Genomic DNA, 16,582 nt, shown 5'->3' with positions numbered 1-16,582 from the left:
TCTAATTCTTGGGGATGAGACGGGGCGGTGCCGCAACGTTCGGGTTGCAGACATAAGATGTCGAATTCAGAAAAACGGGGGCGAAGTCAGCCGGACAGGGCAGGGCGCGGGGACATGGTGTCGAACCTGTTGTTATTGGTTTTGTGCGACAGATGGTGAGGGAAAGGAACTGAACGGTTCAATCGGCGAGGGCGGGTTTTGGGCGATTATCGAACGGCAAAAGATCAAAAGATCGCAGCCTTCGGCAGCTCCTACATAAAATCGCACCTTCGTAGGAGCTGCCGAAGGCTGCGATCTTTTGATCTGGCTTTTCCCGCCGCCAACAAAAAGCCCACCAATCGGTGGGCTTCGTGTTTTTACCGCGCTATCAGAACAACTTCATCTTCGGCGCTTCTTCTTTCAATGGCTCGTTCTTCGCCGTCTGTTCATTCCAGCCACCACCCAATGCCTTGTACAGATTGACCGCGCTGGTCAGCTGCGCCAGGCGGTCGGTGATCAGCGCTTGTTGGGCACTGAACAGCTGGCGCTGGGCATCGAGGAAGGTCAGGTTGCTGTCGACACCGATACGGTAGCGACGCTCGGCCAGACGGTAGTAGTCCTGGTTGGCGCTGACGAAGTCACGCTGAGCCTGCAACTGCTCGGTGTAGGTCTGGCGAGCGGCCAGGCCGTCGGCGACTTCCTGGAAGGCCGTCTGAATGGATTTCTCGTAGTTGGCCACGCCGATGTCTTTCTGGATTTTGGAGTAATCCAGGCTGGCGCGCAGGCTGCCGGCATTGAAGATCGGCAGGTTGATTTGCGGCTGGAACAACCAGGTGCCCGAACCACCCTTGAACAGACCGGACAGGTCCGGGCTCAGGGAGCCGGCATTGGCGGTCAGGCTGATGCTCGGGAAGAACGCAGCCCGTGCCGCGCCGATATTGGCGTTGGCAGCCTTGAGGTTGTACTCGGCCTGAAGGATGTCCGGACGACGTTGCAGCAAGTCCGACGGCAGGCCGGCCGGCACTTCGCTCAGCACGTCGTCCGACAGTGGCTTGGCCGCTTGCAGATTGGCCGGGATACCGGTGCCGAGCAGCAGCACCAGGCTGTTTTCATCCTGGGCGACCTGACGGGTGTATTTGGCCAGTTGCGCGCGGGCGTTCTCCACCGAGGTACGCGACTGGGCCAGATCCAGCGCCGAGGCGACACCTACTTCGTTGCTGCGCGAGGTGAGCTTGTAACTCTCCTCGTAGGCGCTGAGGGTTTCCTGGGTCAGTTTCAACAGCTCTTTGTCAGCCTGCCAGGTCAGGTAGGCATTGGCCACACTGGCCACCAGGCTGATTTGCGTGCTGCGGCGTGCTTCTTCAGTGGCGAAGTATTTCTGCAAGGCTTCTTCGCTCAGGCTACGCACTCGACCGAACAGGTCGAGTTCATAGGCGCTGATGCCGACGGTGGCAGAATAGGAACTGCTGATGTTCGCTTCGCCGGTTTGCGAGGCCCGCTCCGGAACTCGCTGACGGCTGCCGCTACCGGTGGCCGAAACGGCCGGGTACAGATCGGCACGCTGAATGCGGTATTGAGCCGCATAAGCGTCGATGTTCAGCGCCGCGACACGCAGGTCGCGGTTGTTCTCCAGTGCGGTCTGAATCAGCTGTTGCAGCGCCGGGTCGTGGAAAAACTGCTTCCAGCCTTGTTCGGCAGCGGCCTGGTTAGGCGCCTGGGCCGGCGAATACGCCGGGCCTTGCGGGTATTGGCCCGCCACCGGAGCTTCAGGCTGCTGATAATCGGGTATCAGCGAGCAGCCGCTCAGCACGAAGGCCGCGACTGCGATGGAGAGTAGCGACTTGCTCATTAGCCAGCCTCTTTAGATGGTTCAATGGCGTCATCCTGGTCGGCGACTTTGCGCTGGCCCATGGACGACACGGTGACGAAGAACAAGGGGACCCAGAAGATCGCCAGCACAGTGGCTGTGATCATACCGCCAATCACACCGGTACCGATCGCATGCTGGCTACCCGAGCCGGCGCCCGTGGAAATGGCCAGCGGAACCACACCGAGCACGAACGCGAGCGAGGTCATGATGATCGGTCGCAGTCGCATCCGGCAGGCTTCGATCGCAGCATCGCGCAGGCTGCGTCCTTGCTCATGCAGTTCCTTGGCGAACTCGACGATCAGAATGGCGTTTTTCGCCGCCAGACCGATCGTGGTCAACAGCCCCACCTGGAAGTACACGTCGTTGGACAGGCCACGCATGCTGGTGGCCATCAGCGCACCGATAATCCCCAGCGGTACCACCAGCATCACCGCGATCGGGATCGACCAGCTTTCATACAGCGCCGCCAGACACAGGAATACCATCAGCAACGACAAGGCGTACAACGCGGGCGCTTGCGAACCGGACAGACGCTCTTCGTACGACAAGCCAGTCCAGGAAATACCGACACCGGCCGGCAGTTTCCTGGCCAGGGCTTCGACTTCGGCCATCGCTTCACCAGTGGAATAGCCTGGCGCCGGGGCACCGAGGATTTCCATCGCTTCCACGCCGTTGTAACGGGCCAGTTTCGGCGAACCGTAGATCCACTCACCCTTGGCGAACGACGAGAACGGGACCATGGTGCCGGCGCTGTTGCGCACGTACCACTTCTTCAGGTCCTCGGGGCTCATGCGAGCACCAGGCAAGCCCTGGATGTAAACCTTCTTCACGCGACCACGGTCGATGAAGTCGTTCACATAGCTACTGCCCAGGGCAATCGACAGGGTGTTGTTGATGTCGGTGAGGGTCACGCCCAGGGCGCTGGCTTTCTCATCGTCGATTTCCAGCTGGTATTGCGGCTCGTCGTTCAGGCCGTTAGGACGGACCTGCGACAGGACTTTGCTTTGCGCTGCCATGCCGAGGAACTGGTTACGGGCTTCCATCAGTTTCTCGTGACCGATACCGGCGCGGTCCTGAAGGAACACGTCGAAACCGGTGGCGTTACCCAGCTCCAGTACCGCCGGTGGCGCGAAGGCAAATACCATCGCATCACGGAAGGTAAAGAAGTGCTGCTGGGCACGGGCCGCGAGTTTGAACACGCTGTTGTCGGCGTTACGTTCTTCCCATGGCTTGAGCATGATGAACGCCATGCCCGAACTCTGGCCTCGGCCGGCGAAGTTGAAGCCGGTCACGGTAAACACCGAGGCCACGGCATCGCCTTCACCGCCCTCCGAGCTTGGACGCAGCAGGAATTCGCGCATTTCGTCCACGACCACTTGCGTGCGCTGGGAGCTGGAACCGGCCGGGGTTTGCACTTGTGCAAACAGTACGCCCTGGTCTTCTTCGGGCAGGAACGCCGTTGGAATACGGGTGAACAGCCAGATCATGCCGACCACAATGATCAGGTACGCCAGCAGGTAGGGAGCCTTGTGCGTGAGTATATTGCCCACGCTGCGCTCGTAGCTTTTGACGCCACGGTCGAAGCTGCGGTTGAACCAGCCGAAGAAGCCGCGTTTCGGCGTGCCGTGCTCACCTTTCGGTATCGCCTTGAGCATGGTTGCGCAAAGCGCCGGGGTGAAGATCAACGCCACCAGTACCGACAAGGCCATGGCCGAAACGATAGTGATCGAGAACTGCTTGTAGATCACACCGGTAGAACCACTGAAGAACGCCATCGGCAGCAGTACCGCCGACAGCACCAGGGCGATACCGACCAGGGCACCCTGGATCTGCCCCATGGATTTCTTGGTGGCCTCCTTGGGTGACAGGCCTTCTTCGCTCATGACCCGTTCGACGTTTTCCACCACGACGATGGCATCGTCCACCAGCAAGCCAATGGCCAACACCATACCGAACATGGTCAGGGTGTTGATGCTGAAGCCGAACGCCGCGAGGATCCCGAACGTACCCAGCAATACCACCGGCACGGTCATCGTGGTGATGACGGTGGCGCGGAAGTTTTGCAGGAACAGGAACATCACCAGGAACACCAGCACGATCGCTTCGACCAGGGTTTCAACCACACCCTTGATCGACTCGGTCACCACCGGGGTGGTGTCGTACGGGAACACCACTTCCATCCCTTCCGGGAAGAACGGCTTGAGGGTGTCGATGGTATTGCGCAGGGCTTTTGCGGTGTCGAGGGCGTTGGCGCCGTTGGCCAGTTTCACCGCCAGACCGGAAGCCGGGGCGCCGTTGAACTGGGCGCTGACCGAGTAGTTTTCGCCACCCAGACCGACTTCCGCAACGTCGCCGACACGTACTTGCGAGCCGTCCTTGTTGACCTTCAACAGAATCGCCTTGAACTGCTCGGCGGTCTGCAGACGGGTCTTGCCGATGATCGTCGCGTTCAGTTGCTGGCCGGGCAGGGCTGGCAAGCCGCCGAGTTGACCGGACGAGACTTGGACGTTCTGCGCTGCGATGGCGGTTTTCACGTCTACCGGAGTCAGGTTGAAGTTGTTCAACTTGGCCGGGTCCAGCCAGATCCGCATCGCGTACTGGGCACCGAAGACCTGGAAGTCACCGACACCGGCCGTGCGCGAAATCGGGTCCTGCATGTTCGACACGATGTAGTTGGACAGGTCGTCCTTGGTCATGCTGCCGTCGCGCGACACCACGCCGATGACCAACAGGAAGTTTTTCACCGACTTGGTCACGCGGATGCCCTGTTGCTGCACTTCTTGTGGCAGCAGCGGGGTGGCCAGGTTCAGCTTGTTCTGGACCTGAACCTGCGCGGTATCGGAGTTGGTGCCCTGCTCGAAGGTCGCGGTAATGGTCATGTTGCCGTCGGAGTTACTTTCCGAGGAGACATAACGCAGGTTATCGATACCGTTGAGCTGTTGCTCGATCACCTGCACCACGGTGTCCTGCACGGTTTGTGCAGACGCGCCCGGGTAGGTCACGGAAATCGCAATGGCTGGAGGGGCAATGCTCGGGTATTGGTTGATCGGCAGTTTGAGGATCGATAGAGCCCCGACCAGCATGATCACCAGGGCAATCACCCAGGCGAAAATCGGGCGGTCGATAAAAAATTTCGACATGGTTTACTCCCCTTTGCCGCCGACAGCTGTGTTAGCTGCCTGTACGGGGGCCGGGCTCTTGGCGCCAACGTTGGTGGCTTCAGTGACTTTGACTTCAACGCCAGGTTTGACGAATTGCAGCCCTTCGGTGATCACGCGATCGCCTGCCTTCAGCCCGTCTTCAATCAGCCATTGGTTACCGACGGTGCGGCTGGCCTTGAGCTGACGCAGTTCGACCTTGTTGTCCGGACCGACGACCAGCGCGGTCGGAGAGCCTTTGAGGTCGCGGGTCACGCCTTGTTGCGGGGCCAGAATCGCCGCGCTGTCCACACCGGCCTGCAACTTCGCGTGAACGAACATGCCTGGCAGCAGGGTGTGATCAGGGTTCGGGAACACGGCACGCAGGGTTACGGAGCCGGTGGTCTGGTCAACCGAAACCTCGGAGAACTCGAGCTTGCCGTCCAGCTGGTACTGGCTGCCATCTTCGAGCGTCAGTTTGACCGCGGCGGCATTGTCGCCAGCCTTTTGCAGACGACCGCTTTCCAGTTCGCGGCGCAGCTCAAGCAGCTCCACCGAAGACTGGGTGACGTCGACATAGATCGGGTCCAGTTGCTGGATAACGGCCATGGCGTCGGTTTGGCCATTGCTGACCAATGCGCCTTCAGTCACCGACGAACGGCCGATGCGACCGGAGATCGGTGCGTAAACCTTGGTGTAGCGCACATTGATCTGGGCGCTTTGCAGGGACGCTTCCGATTGCAGGCGGTTGGCCAGCGCGGTGTCGTATTCCTGGCGGCTGACAGCCTGTTCGTCCACCAGTTGCTTGTAGCGGTCGGCGATCGATTTGGTCGAACGCAGGTTGGCTTCGGCGCTTTTGAGGGTCGCGTCATAGACCGAGGGGTCGATCTGATAAAGCTGCTGACCGGCCTTGACGTCGCCGCCTTCCTTGAACAGTCGCTTGAGAATGATGCCGTTGACCTGTGGGCGAACTTCGGCGATGCGGAACGCACTGGTGCGCCCCGGAAGTTCGGATGTCAGGGTGAAGGCTTGAGGTTGCAGGGTTACGACGCCGACCTGAGGTGCTGGTGCGGCAGGTGCCGCCTCTTCCTTTTTACATCCGCTGAGCAGCGATGCCAGGGCGACGGCAGTAACCAGAGCGGTAACAGCTGGCTTGAATTGCATGAAGATCCTCGGTCAGGCGCGCAATTGCGCACAAGAAAGGTGGAAGGTTAAAAAAATTTAGCCGGGTAGATAAGTAGCTTGCTAAGTAATATACTTACGTTCATGGTTGTTTGTAAAGGCTTTGGCGATGTATCCACACGGTTACAAAAGCCATCCAAAGGTTCGCGAGCGCTCACCCCACTTTCCTTCAGCTGATATTCCGATTTCGCTGAAGCTCCCTTGATTGAGGTTTTACTGCCATGGTCCGTCGTACCAAAGAGGAAGCTCAAGAAACCCGAAGCCAGATACTCGAAGCGGCAGAAAAAGCCTTTTTCGAGCGGGGCGTGGCCCGCACGACACTGGCCGATATCGCTAACCTGGCCGGTGTGACTCGTGGGGCCATCTACTGGCATTTCAGCAACAAGGCGGATCTGCTGCAGGCGATGCTCGATACCTTGCATGAGCCGCTGGATGAAATGGCCAAGGCCAGTGAAAGCGAAGATGAACTCGATCCGCTGGGCTGTATGCGCAAGCTGTTGATTCATCTGTTTCATCAAGTTGCCCTGGACCCGAAAACCCGACGCATCAATGAGATTCTGTTCCATAAGTGCGAATTCACCGATGAAATGTGCGACCTGCGCCAGCAGCGCCGGACGGTCAGTCTCGATTGCAATGTGCGAATCGCACTGGCCCTGAGTAATGCGGTGAATCGCGGGCAGTTGCCGAAAGACCTCGACACGGCCCGCGCGGCCATCAGCCTGCATGCGTACATCGATGGCATTCTGTATCAGTGGCTATTGGCTCCCGACAGTTTTCAACTGCACACCGAAGCCGAGCGCTGCGCCGATACAGGGTTGGATATGCTGCGCTTGAGTCCCAGCCTGCGCAAATGAAACAAAATGCGTAATTGGATCCGGTTGTGTCAAGGTTTGAAGCGAGGAGATGTCTTCGCTTCATTCGCCTTTTTGTAATGGGGTGCTTTTATATAGGGACGTTCGCCGAGTTGATAGGTAGCGAGCTACGTATTTTGTAGGAGTTTTGTGTCGAGTGTGTGAATGAGTGTTAACAACCCCGGGTACAAAGGCGCCGAGCAGCCAATCAAGGGCATCGCACTGATTTGCCTGGCGGTGTTGTTATTCGCCAGTCACGATACGTTGTCCAAATACCTGTCCGGGTTTTATCCGATCGTGATGGTGGTATGGGCACGCTACGTGGTGCACACCGTGTTGATGCTGATGATTTTCGTGCCACGCACTGGTTTTTCAGCGGTGGTGCGCACCAAACGGCCCGGTTTGCAATTGCTGCGGGCCCTGTGCCTGATTGGCACCAGCCTGTTTTTCACCACCGGTCTGCGATACATCCCCTTGGCCGAAGCCACGGCCGTTAACTTCCTTGCGCCATTATTAGTGACGGCGCTGTCGGTGCCGTTGCTGCATGAGCGGGTGACGCGTAACCAATGGCTGGCGGTGCTGGGTGGGTTTGTTGGCGTGCTGATCGTCGTACGGCCTGGTGGTGCGCTGTTTACCCCGGCGATTCTGCTGCCGCTGTGTTCGGCGTTGTGTTTTGGCTTCTATCAATTGGTCACCCGCCTGCTCAGCGGTATCGACAGCCCGACCACCAGTAATTTTCTGACCGGTATTCTCAACAGCCTGGTGATGACTGCGTTGGTGCCGTTTTTCTGGAGCACGCCAACGTGGCTGCACGGCCTGTTCATGATCGGGCTGGGCACTTGCGGCATGCTCGGTCACATGTTGTTGACCCAGGCCTTCCGCCATGCGGCGCCGGCGATGCTGGCACCGTTCAGTTATGGGCAGATCCTGTTTGCGGGGATGTATGGGTATTTGATCTTCGACCATACCCCGGACAGCTTCGGCGTGATCGGTATCACGGTGATTTGCCTCAGTGGTCTTGTGGTCGCGTGGGGACAGCGCAAGCGCTGACAAGATCTGAGCTGCCGAAGGCTGCGATCTTTTGATCTTCCAACGCAAAAGCCCCGGCTCTTTCGAGTCGGGGCTTTTGCATTTCAACGGCAGATGTTTACAGCGTCGGGTAATCGATGTAACCCACCGGCCCCTTCGCATAGAACAGTTCCGGACGCGCCTCGTTCAACGGCGCATCGGCCTTCAAACGCGCCGGCAAGTCCGGGTTGGCAATAAACGGTACCCCGAATGCCACTGCGTCAGCCTTGCCGCTGGCCAGCCACTCGTTGGCGCTGTCCTTGGTAAAGCGTTCGTTGGCGATGTATGGGCCACCGAAGGCTTCTTTCAATTGTGGGCCGAGGCTGTCGCCGGCTTCTTTCTCGCGCGAGCAAATAAAGGCGATGCCGCGTTTGCCCAGTTCACGAGCGACGTAAGTGAAGGTCTCGGACAGGTTGTCGTCGCCCATGTCATGCAGATCGGCACGTGGTGACAGATGCACACCCACGCGGCCCGCGCCCCAGATTTCGATGGCGGCATCGGTGACTTCCAGCAACAGGCGCGCACGGTTTTCCAGGGAGCCGCCATAGTTGTCGGTGCGCTGGTTGGTGCTGCTTTGCAGAAACTGGTCGAGCAGGTAACCGTTGGCGCTGTGGATTTCCACACCGTCGAAACCGGCAGCCTTGGCGTTTTCGGCACCGACGCGGTAAGCGTCGATGATGTCGGCGATTTCTGCGGTTTCCAGGGCGCGCGGGGTCGGGAAGTCGGCCAATGGGCGCACCAGGCTGACATGACCTTTAGGCTGGATGGCACTCGGCGCGACCGGTGCTTCGCCGTTCAGGTACAAGGGATGGGAAATCCGGCCCACGTGCCACAGTTGCAGGAAGATTTTGCCGCCCGCGCCGTGGATGGCTTTGGTCACGTTACTCCAGCCGCGCACCTGGTCGTTGGACCAGATCCCGGGGGTATCCGGGTAGCCCACGCCGATTGGCGTCACCGAAGTCGCTTCGCTGAGGATCAGGCCGGCCGAGGCGCGCTGTACGTAGTACTCGGCCATCAGCGCGTTTGGCACACGGCCTTCATCGGCGCGGCAACGGGTCAGTGGCGCCATGATGATGCGGTTGGCCAGCTCGAGGTCACCCAGTTTGATCGGATCGAAAATAGTCGTCATGAAATAGCTCTCTTTTAGCGATCAGTTAGTAGCGGGGGCCAGTTCGGCATTGCCGCCCTGACGGAAAGTGATCAGGGTCACCAGCAGGGCGAGTACCGCCAGTGCCGCTGCCGCGAGCGGTACGCTGGTGAGGCCGAAGCCATGGGCGATGACGCTGCCGCCGACCCAGGCGCCGAGTGCGTTGCCGACATTGAAAGCGCCGATGTTGAGGGTCGATACCAGGTTTGGTGCCGCCTTGCCGTAGGTCACAACATTCACTTGCAGCGCGGGTACGGCGGCAAAGCATGCGGTGGCCCAGAGGAACAGGGTGATTTCGGTCGGGATCACGGCAATGCTGGTCCAGGTCAGCACGGTGGACACCACCGCCATGGCGACGAACACCCCGATCAGCGTCGCGGCCAGGCTTTTGTCTGCCAGCTTGCCGCCGATGATGTTGCCGACCGTCAGGCCCAGACCGATGAGCATCAAGGTCCAGGTCACGCCGCGGGGCGAAACCCCAGTGACCTCGCCCAACAGCGGGGCCACATAAGTGAACAAAGTGAAGACCGAGGCAGCGAACAATGCCGTCATGCTCAACGACAACCAAATGCCGGCGCCTTTAAGGGCGCGCAGCTCGGCGCGCATGTCGAGTTTTTCTTCATCGCGCTTGGCCGGCAGGAAGCGGATCAGGCCGATCAGTGCAATCACGCCGATCACGGTCACCGCCCAGAAGGTCGAGCGCCAGCCGGCTTCCTGACCGAGCGCGGTGCCCAGCGGCACGCCGAGCACGTTGGCCAGGGTCAGGCCGGTGAACATCAGGGCCACGGCCGATGCACGTTTGTTTGCTGGCACCAGACCAGCCGCCACCACCGAACCGATGCCGAAGAAAGCACCGTGGCACAGCGCGGTGACCACCCGGGCAAACATCAAAACGTTGTAGTCACTGGCCAGGGCACAGAGCAGGTTGCCGATGATGAAAACTCCCATCAACGCTACCAAAGCGGCCTTGCGCGGCAGTCTGGCGGTGGCCAGTGCCATGAACGGTGCACCAATAGCCACGCCCAGGGCGTAACCGGTCACCAGCCAGCCTGCGCCGGGGATCGACACTCCAAGGTCGGCCGCCACCTCGGGTAGCAGGCCCATGATGACGAACTCGGTGGTGCCAATGGCGAAGGCGCTCAAGGCCAGAATGAGTAGCGAGAGGGGCATTGTCAGTTCCTTGTCGGAGCGCTGAGCTCCTTGACGATGGCGTCGAGGAACGCCTGAATCACGTCCTCGTTGCGTTTGAAAAAGTGCCATTGACCGGCTTTCTGGCTGCTGATCAGTCCGGCCCGTTGCAAAGTTGCCAAATGGGCGGACACGGTCGACTGCGACAGGCCGCAGCGTTGATCGATCTGTCCGGCGCAGATGCCGTACTCATGGTTGTGGAGCTGTTCCGGGAACTGGACCTTGGGGTCTTTCAGCCAGATGAGGATGTCTCGGCGTACTGGGTGTGCCAGCGCTTTTATTATTTCGTCGAGGTCGATGGTCATGGTGTGGGCTCGTGATGAGTAAAACGCTATATCGCGATGAGGCGAACTTTAAATCGGTACTTCGCGATATACCAATATGATTTTGGTCTGATGACCGCATGAATCGGTATATCGGGTTATAACGATATGGATGACGCAGTGCTAAGCTGCGCGCATGAACTATCTCGCACATCTGCACCTCGGTGGCCAGCGCCCCGGTCAACTGCTCGGCAGTCTGTATGGCGATTTCGTCAAAGGGCGGCTGCAAGGGCAGTTCGATCCGGAGATCGAAGCGGCCATTCAGTTGCATCGCAGCATCGACGTGTTTACCGATCGCCATCCGCAGGTGGACATCGCCCTGTCACGGTTTTCCATCACTCGCCGGCGGTACGCCGGCATCGTGCTCGATGTGTTTTTCGACCATTGCCTGGCGCGGGACTGGATGCGCTATGCCGACCGTCCGCTCGCACAATTCACTTGCGACGTGTACCGGGTGTTGTCCGCCGAATCGCAGTTGCCGGAGCGCCTGGCGAAGATTGCGCCGCACATGGTGGCCAATGATTGGCTGGGTTCATATCAGGAGTTCGAAGTGCTTGAGCAGGTATTACGAGGGATTTCGCGCAGGTTGACCCGGCCCGAGGAACTGGCCGGCGCGATGCAGGAATTGCGACGGTTGTATGAACCGCTGAGCGAGGATTTCCGGTTGTTCTATCCCGAGTTGCAGGCATTCGCGCAGAATCGCTAACACACATCCCCGTAGGAGCGAGGCTTGCCCGCGAAGAGGCCCTTGAGGGCGCCAAAAGCTTCGCGGGCAAGCCTCGCTCCTACAGAAGCAGATGCAGAAGCAGATTTGCAGAAGCAGATTCAGGCAGCGATCAATTCGCCGGCACGCCGTGGCTCGGCAGGTTTTGCGACTTCACCGAACAACGCCTTCTGCACCACCTGCTGCGCTTCGAACGCCAGCGCCGCACGTTCCCGGTTCTGGCACTCGATCGGCTTGAGCAGGTGAATCTCCACCTCGCCCCGATCATTGGCGAACAAGCGCATCAGGTGTGAGAGCAAATCATCGTCGCCAATGAACGGTGCCAGGGTATCGAGCTCGCCATTGCGCAGATAACGAATCGCCACCGGTTGCAGCGCCACTTCGGAATCGATCGCCGCGGACAGCAAACGACCATGAAACGTACGCAGCGAGCGGCCGTCGGTGGTGGTGCCTTCGGGAAACATCAGCAGCGGGTGCTCTTGTTCCAGATGGCGGGTCATCTGTTTGCGGATCAACTGACTGTCGCCTGAACCACGACGAATGAACAGGCTGCCAGCCTTGGCGGCCAACCAGCCCGCCACCGGCCAGGTGCGCACTTCGGCCTTGGACAGGAACGACAATGGCGTGAGCATGCCCAGCAATGGAATATCGGTCCAGGACACGTGATTACTGACCCAGAGCATCGGCGCCTGTGGTAATTCACCATGGACGGTGACGCGGAAGGGCAGGGCATTGCTCAGCCGCGCCATGAAAAACCGCGACCAGCGCTGGCGACGAACCATCGAATGGGCCATTCCCAGTCGCTCGAACAACCCGAACACACTGGCCATGCTCAAGCCCAGCGCCACCACCAAAAGCACTCGCGCGATCCGCGCATACACCCGCAAGCGGCTCATTACACAGCCGCCTTGAAGTGCTTGGCGTAACGTGGGCAGAGCTCGTCACGCTTGAGCAGAATGAACACGTCGGCCACCTGGAAGTCTTCGTCCCAGCACGGCTCGCCGCAGATTTTAGCGCCCAGGCGCATGTAGGCCTTGAGCAGCGGCGGCATTTCGGCGATGACGTTGGACGGAATATCCAGCGTCGGCAGTGGCTTCTTCGGTTCGGCGCGCAAGTATTCGGTGCACAGGTAACGTTCGCGCAGGCGCTGCATGATCGCGTGGGCCTGGATGCCGCCGTCCTGCATCGGAATGCTCGCGCACCCCATCAGATAGCTGTAGCCGCCCTGGTTCAGCACGTCGGCCAGTTCACCCCAGAGCACGGCGATAGTGCCGCCATTGCGGTAGGCCGGGTCAACGCAAGTGCGACCGATTTCCAGGATCGGGCCTTTCAAATGAACCAGACCATGCAGGCGGAATTCTTCTTCGCTGTAGAACTTGCCCAGGCTGCTGGCCGCTGTGTGATCGAGCAAACGGGTGGTCGCCACCAGGCGCCCGGTGTTCAAGTCACGCACGCCGATGTGGGCGCAGTGAACATCATAGTCGTCCATGTCCAGGCCCAGCTCCGCGCCTTTCAGCTTGGCGTTGAATTCGCCGCTGAATACGGTGAAGCGCAAGGCCTGGGCTTCCTGCAACGCCTCGGCGCCCACCAGGCGTTCGGCTTGCAGGCGGCGTTCATTGCCGGTGTCGCTGATGCGGGCGATCTGAGTCATTGTGAGTCTCCGTACGGGCTGGCCACCCGTCTTGGGTTACAGCCGATCGACTTTCTTTATGCAGCCGTGTTGTGCAAAGTCAGGCTATGTAGCCCCGGTGTCATCGCCATGAAGCTTTGGTGATGCTTATATGACAGCCCACAAGGAGCCTCTTATGCCCTGGCAAACCCTGTTGAAACGCCGTGATCGTCTGCCCGTCAATCCTGATCTGGGGGAAGGTTTTGCAAGCTTGTTGCAACAATTGGGCGCGGTGTCGCCGTTCGAATTGGCGGTGGTCGGTGGACGGCTGATGGCGACGCCAGGGCTGGCGTTTCTGGTGGGCTATCAGGCGGCGTTGCGCATGCTCTGGCCGAGCGCGCCGCTGAGCCTCGGCGCGTTGTGCGCGACTGAACAGCGCAGCTTGCGAGTGGCAGACATGCAAACCCGGCTGCGCGATCTGCGCCTGAGCGGGCGCAAGGATTTCGTCACCGCCGGCGATGCTGCCGACTGGTTGCTGGTCGCCGCCCGCAGTGAAGAACCCGGCGAAACGCCGCGCTTGAACCTTGCGGTGGTTTACCCCGGCGAACCGGGTGTGCGTCTGGAAAAACTCGCGCCGATGCCATTGATGCCGGACATAGGTCACGGCCGGTTGTTTCTCGATAACGCGCTGTGTGAATTGCTCGCCGGCGATGGCTGGGATGCGTACGTCAAACCGTTCCGCACCCTGGAAGACATCTATGTGCTGAGTGCCATGACGGCGTGGCTGTTCGGCGTCGGGCAGGACAGCGACTGGCCACAAACCTTGCAACTGCGCTTGCTGGCGCTGCTGGCCGGGTGCGCGGAGGTCAGCCGCCAGGCGCCGAACAATCCGGCGGGGCATGTGTTGCTGGGCGGGTTGTTTGCGCAGTTCGACGGGCTCAAGACTGAAGTGAACCAGGCCCTGGCCGATGGCCCGCCACAATGGGCGCAGATGTGGCAGCGCGATCAGGCGGTGATGGATTTGGCGGCAGGGGCGCGGGGCAAGCGGTTGGCCAAGGCGTTGGCGGGATTGTTATAAGGCTGAAGGGACCCTTCGCGGGCAAGCCTCGCTCCTACAAATCGCATCCGGCACAAATCCTGTAGGAGCGAGGCTTGCCCGCGAAGGCGATCTCTTGGACGACGCAAATTCAAAAACTGTCATCTAGCTCGACTAGGCTCTGCAGGTTCATCCCTCCGAGCGCCCCTCATGTTCAAAGGCTTGTCCCTGATTTACATGCTGCTGCTCAGCCTCACAGCCCAGGCCGAAAACTGGCCGGCCGAGCAATGGTCGCCCGGCCCGAAAATCACCGGTCCGGCACTTCAAGCCCTGGAGAACTACGCCTTCGCGCCCCGCGACGATGCCACTCACCAAGGCATTCGCACCGATGCCTTGCTGGTGATCCGCGACGGCCAACTGATTTACGAACGCTACGCCGGCCCGACCACTGCACAAACGCCGCACCTGACCTGGTCCATCAGCAAAAGCGTGATGGGCGCGGTGCTGGGTGTGGCCTATGGCGAAGGGTTGTTCAAACTCCAGGATCCGGTGCGCAAATTCTATCCCGCGCTGGAAAAACACCCCGCCATGACCATGGCCGACCTGCTGCACTGGGCCTCGGGTTTGGACTGGCAGGAAGATTATGAATATGCCCCATTGAAGTCCTCGGTGGTGGCCATGCTCTACACCCGTGGACATCGCGACATGGCCGCGTTCACTGCCAACCACGACGAATATGCCAAACCCGGTCAGGCATTCCGCTACTCCAGTGGCGACAGCAACCTGCTGTCCGCCGCGCTGAAAACCATCGTCGGCCCGGCCCGTTATCCGGATTATCCATGGACCGCGCTGTTCGAACCCTTGGGGATTCGCAGCGCGGTGTGGGAAGTGGATGCCACGGGTACGTTTGTCGCATCGTCCTACGCCTATCTCACTGCCCGGGACCTGGCGCGGGTCGGCCTGTTGATGGCGCGCGACGGTCGGTGGCGTGAGCGGCAATTGCTGCCCAAGGACTGGGTCGACTTCAGTCGTGAACCGTTCGCTGGCTATCAAGCCAATCAGGATGAAGCGGTACCCGGCGGGCATTGGTGGCTCAATCGCGCGGTGGAGGGCGCAACCCATCCCTGGCCCGATGCGCCCGCCGATACCTTTGCCGCGCTGGGCCATTGGGGGCAGGCAATGTACGTGATTCCCAGCGAAAAGCTGGTGATCGTGCGCTACGGCGATGATCGCGATGGCAGTTATCGGCACAACGAATTGCTCAAACTCGTGCTCAAGGCGTTTGCCATGAAGGTGCAGCCATGAACCGACGCAGTTTTATTCGTCGTCGACCGTTCAGCACACTTTTGCTGGTGCTGCTGATTGCCTTGCTCGGTTGGGCCTGGCAGGAGCGGGTGGCGCTGTGGGCCTTCCCGGGCATCATCAGCGCCTACACCGCCAAGGAATACTGCTCGTGCCGCTATGTGATGAACAATCCGGCCGAATATTGCCAAGGCTATGTGAAGCAGTATTTGCCCACCAGCGGGTTCGTCGATGACGCCGCGAACAAGCGCGTGAAGGCGGGCGGTATGGGGCGCAGCCATAGCGCTGTTTGGGTTGGTGAACGGCAGGGATGTCGGTTGCAGCCCTGACAGCCATCAGACTCTTTGTGGCCAGGGGGCTTGCCCCCGTTGGAGGGCGAAGCACTCCCAAAATCAGGCAATGAGTTTCTTCAAGTAGTCCACATACACAGGTTTTGCGGCTGCTGCGCAACCGAACGGGGGCAAGCCCCCTCGCCACAGGGGAATGTCTTTGATTCAAGATCCGGGGCATTAGAGTTTGCAATGCGCCCACAGCCAGTTAAGGTTCGCTCAGGTTTATCTGCCCATGAGTCTCTATGTTCAACCGCTTTGTCTGCAAAACCCTCGCCTCCCTGCTGCTGGCCGGCGTCACCGTGTCGGCCCAGGCCAATTGGTACCTGGACGGCGAATCCTCGCGGCTGTCGTTCATCAGCACTAAAAACGCCAATATTTCCGAAGTGCAGCGCTTTCTCGTGCTTCACGGCAAGGTCGATCCCAAAGGCCTGGCGCAGGTGGAAGTTGAGCTGGAATCGATCAACAGTGGCATTCCGCTGCGTGACGAACGCATGCGCAAGGAGCTGTTCGATATCCAGACGTTCCCTGAAGCGCTGATCACCACGCAAATCGATCTGCGGCCGATCAACGACCTGGCGCCCGGAGCGCAACTGGAGTTGCGCTTGCCGCTGACCGTCAACCTGCATGGCAAACAACACCAGTACAACGCCGAATTGCTGGCGACCCGTCTCGATGACCGGCGCTTTCAAGTGGTGACCCTCGAACCGTTGGTGATCAACGCTGAAGACTTCGACCTGGCCCCGGGCCTGGAAAGCTTGCGCAAGGTTGCCGGTTTGTCGGCCATCAGTCTGTCGGTGCCGGTGGGTGCGGTGCTGATTTTCACGGCGCGCTGAA

General features: G+C 59.9%; 15 protein-coding genes. 7 read left to right on the top strand and 8 right to left on the bottom strand.

Annotated features, from left to right (window positions below; all coding sequences use genetic code 11):
* Window positions 1-367 precede the first annotated feature (367 nt).
* The 3 genes from emhC to emhA are packed head-to-tail and all read right to left on the bottom strand — an operon-like array spanning window position 368 to window position 6,150.
* Window positions 368-1,828: an efflux RND transporter outer membrane subunit EmhC gene (gene emhC, locus BZL43_RS11185; protein ID WP_095632367.1), complete on the bottom strand. Its 1,461-nt coding sequence runs from the start codon at window positions 1,826-1,828 to the stop codon at window positions 368-370.
* Window positions 1,828-4,989 carry an efflux RND transporter permease subunit EmhB gene (gene emhB / locus BZL43_RS11180; RefSeq protein ID WP_095632366.1) on the bottom strand — a complete coding sequence of 1,054 codons (3,162 nt, stop codon included), beginning with the start codon at window positions 4,987-4,989 and terminating at the stop codon, window positions 1,828-1,830. Before emhB ends, emhC begins: the two co-directional genes overlap by 1 nt.
* Window positions 4,990-4,992: 3 nt before the next feature.
* A complete protein-coding gene (emhA, locus tag BZL43_RS11175; protein WP_095632365.1) occupies window positions 4,993-6,150 on the bottom strand; it encodes an efflux RND transporter periplasmic adaptor subunit EmhA in 1,158 nt (385 codons plus the stop codon).
* A gap of 239 nt (window positions 6,151-6,389) precedes the next feature.
* Between emhA and emhR the strand changes: the two genes are divergently transcribed.
* Together emhR and BZL43_RS11165 are read left to right on the top strand one after the other, a co-directional pair.
* The gene (emhR, locus tag BZL43_RS11170; RefSeq protein ID WP_095632364.1) at window positions 6,390-7,022 is read left to right on the top strand and encodes an efflux system transcriptional repressor EmhR; all 633 of its coding nucleotides are present in this window, start codon (window positions 6,390-6,392) and stop codon (window positions 7,020-7,022) included.
* Window positions 7,023-7,184: 162 nt separating this feature from the next.
* Complete coding sequence (locus BZL43_RS11165) at window positions 7,185-8,069, top strand: DMT family transporter (RefSeq protein ID WP_095632363.1); 885 nt, start codon at window positions 7,185-7,187, stop codon at window positions 8,067-8,069.
* Window positions 8,070-8,166: 97 nt separating this feature from the next.
* Here BZL43_RS11165 and BZL43_RS11160 read toward each other — a convergent pair whose 3' ends face one another.
* From BZL43_RS11160 to BZL43_RS11150, 3 genes are read right to left on the bottom strand one after another with little or no spacing between them, the layout of a single operon-like run.
* The gene (locus BZL43_RS11160; protein WP_095632362.1) at window positions 8,167-9,216 is read right to left on the bottom strand and encodes an alkene reductase; all 1,050 of its coding nucleotides are present in this window, start codon (window positions 9,214-9,216) and stop codon (window positions 8,167-8,169) included.
* 21 nt (window positions 9,217-9,237) lie between these two features.
* A complete protein-coding gene (locus tag BZL43_RS11155; RefSeq protein WP_095632361.1) occupies window positions 9,238-10,404 on the bottom strand; it encodes an MFS transporter in 1,167 nt (388 codons plus the stop codon).
* A 2-nt stretch (window positions 10,405-10,406) separates the two neighbouring features.
* Window positions 10,407-10,727, bottom strand: a complete 321-nt coding sequence (locus BZL43_RS11150; protein ID WP_030132713.1) for a helix-turn-helix transcriptional regulator — start codon at window positions 10,725-10,727, stop codon at window positions 10,407-10,409.
* 154 nt (window positions 10,728-10,881) lie between these two features.
* Here BZL43_RS11150 and BZL43_RS11145 point away from each other — a divergent pair, with 154 nt between their 5' ends.
* Window positions 10,882-11,451 carry an ACP phosphodiesterase gene (locus tag BZL43_RS11145; protein WP_095632360.1) on the top strand — a complete coding sequence of 190 codons (570 nt, stop codon included), beginning with the start codon at window positions 10,882-10,884 and terminating at the stop codon, window positions 11,449-11,451.
* Between the two features lie 119 nt (window positions 11,452-11,570).
* Here BZL43_RS11145 and BZL43_RS11140 read toward each other — a convergent pair whose 3' ends face one another.
* Together BZL43_RS11140 and olsB are read right to left on the bottom strand one after the other, a co-directional pair.
* Window positions 11,571-12,365 carry a 1-acyl-sn-glycerol-3-phosphate acyltransferase gene (locus BZL43_RS11140; protein ID WP_095632359.1) on the bottom strand — a complete coding sequence of 265 codons (795 nt, stop codon included), beginning with the start codon at window positions 12,363-12,365 and terminating at the stop codon, window positions 11,571-11,573.
* Window positions 12,365-13,120, bottom strand: coding sequence for an L-ornithine N(alpha)-acyltransferase (gene olsB / locus BZL43_RS11135; protein ID WP_095632358.1), 756 nt, complete (start codon window positions 13,118-13,120; stop codon window positions 12,365-12,367). The genes BZL43_RS11140 and olsB overlap by 1 nt, the downstream gene beginning before the upstream one ends.
* 154 nt (window positions 13,121-13,274) lie before the next feature.
* Here olsB and BZL43_RS11130 point away from each other — a divergent pair, with 154 nt between their 5' ends.
* The 4 genes from BZL43_RS11130 to BZL43_RS11115 all read left to right on the top strand — a co-directional run bounded on the left by BZL43_RS11130 (window position 13,275) and on the right by BZL43_RS11115 (window position 16,581).
* On the top strand, window positions 13,275-14,156 hold the full coding sequence (locus tag BZL43_RS11130) for an acyl-CoA dehydrogenase family protein (protein WP_095632357.1): 882 nt from the start codon (window positions 13,275-13,277) through the stop codon (window positions 14,154-14,156).
* 168 nt (window positions 14,157-14,324) lie between these two features.
* Complete coding sequence (locus tag BZL43_RS11125; RefSeq protein ID WP_095632356.1) at window positions 14,325-15,419, top strand: serine hydrolase; 1,095 nt, start codon at window positions 14,325-14,327, stop codon at window positions 15,417-15,419.
* On the top strand, window positions 15,416-15,745 hold the full coding sequence (locus BZL43_RS11120; protein ID WP_095632355.1) for an amidase: 330 nt from the start codon (window positions 15,416-15,418) through the stop codon (window positions 15,743-15,745). The genes BZL43_RS11125 and BZL43_RS11120 overlap by 4 nt, the downstream gene beginning before the upstream one ends.
* Before the next feature lie 245 nt (window positions 15,746-15,990).
* Window positions 15,991-16,581: a YceI family protein gene (locus tag BZL43_RS11115; protein ID WP_095632354.1), complete on the top strand. Its 591-nt coding sequence runs from the start codon at window positions 15,991-15,993 to the stop codon at window positions 16,579-16,581.
* Window position 16,582 lies beyond the last annotated feature (1 nt).

The sequence above is a fragment of the Pseudomonas sp. PICF141 genome (assembly GCF_002286815.1).
Classification (GTDB): domain Bacteria; phylum Pseudomonadota; class Gammaproteobacteria; order Pseudomonadales; family Pseudomonadaceae; genus Aquipseudomonas.
This window is presented reverse-complemented; position numbering and strand designations above follow the sequence as displayed.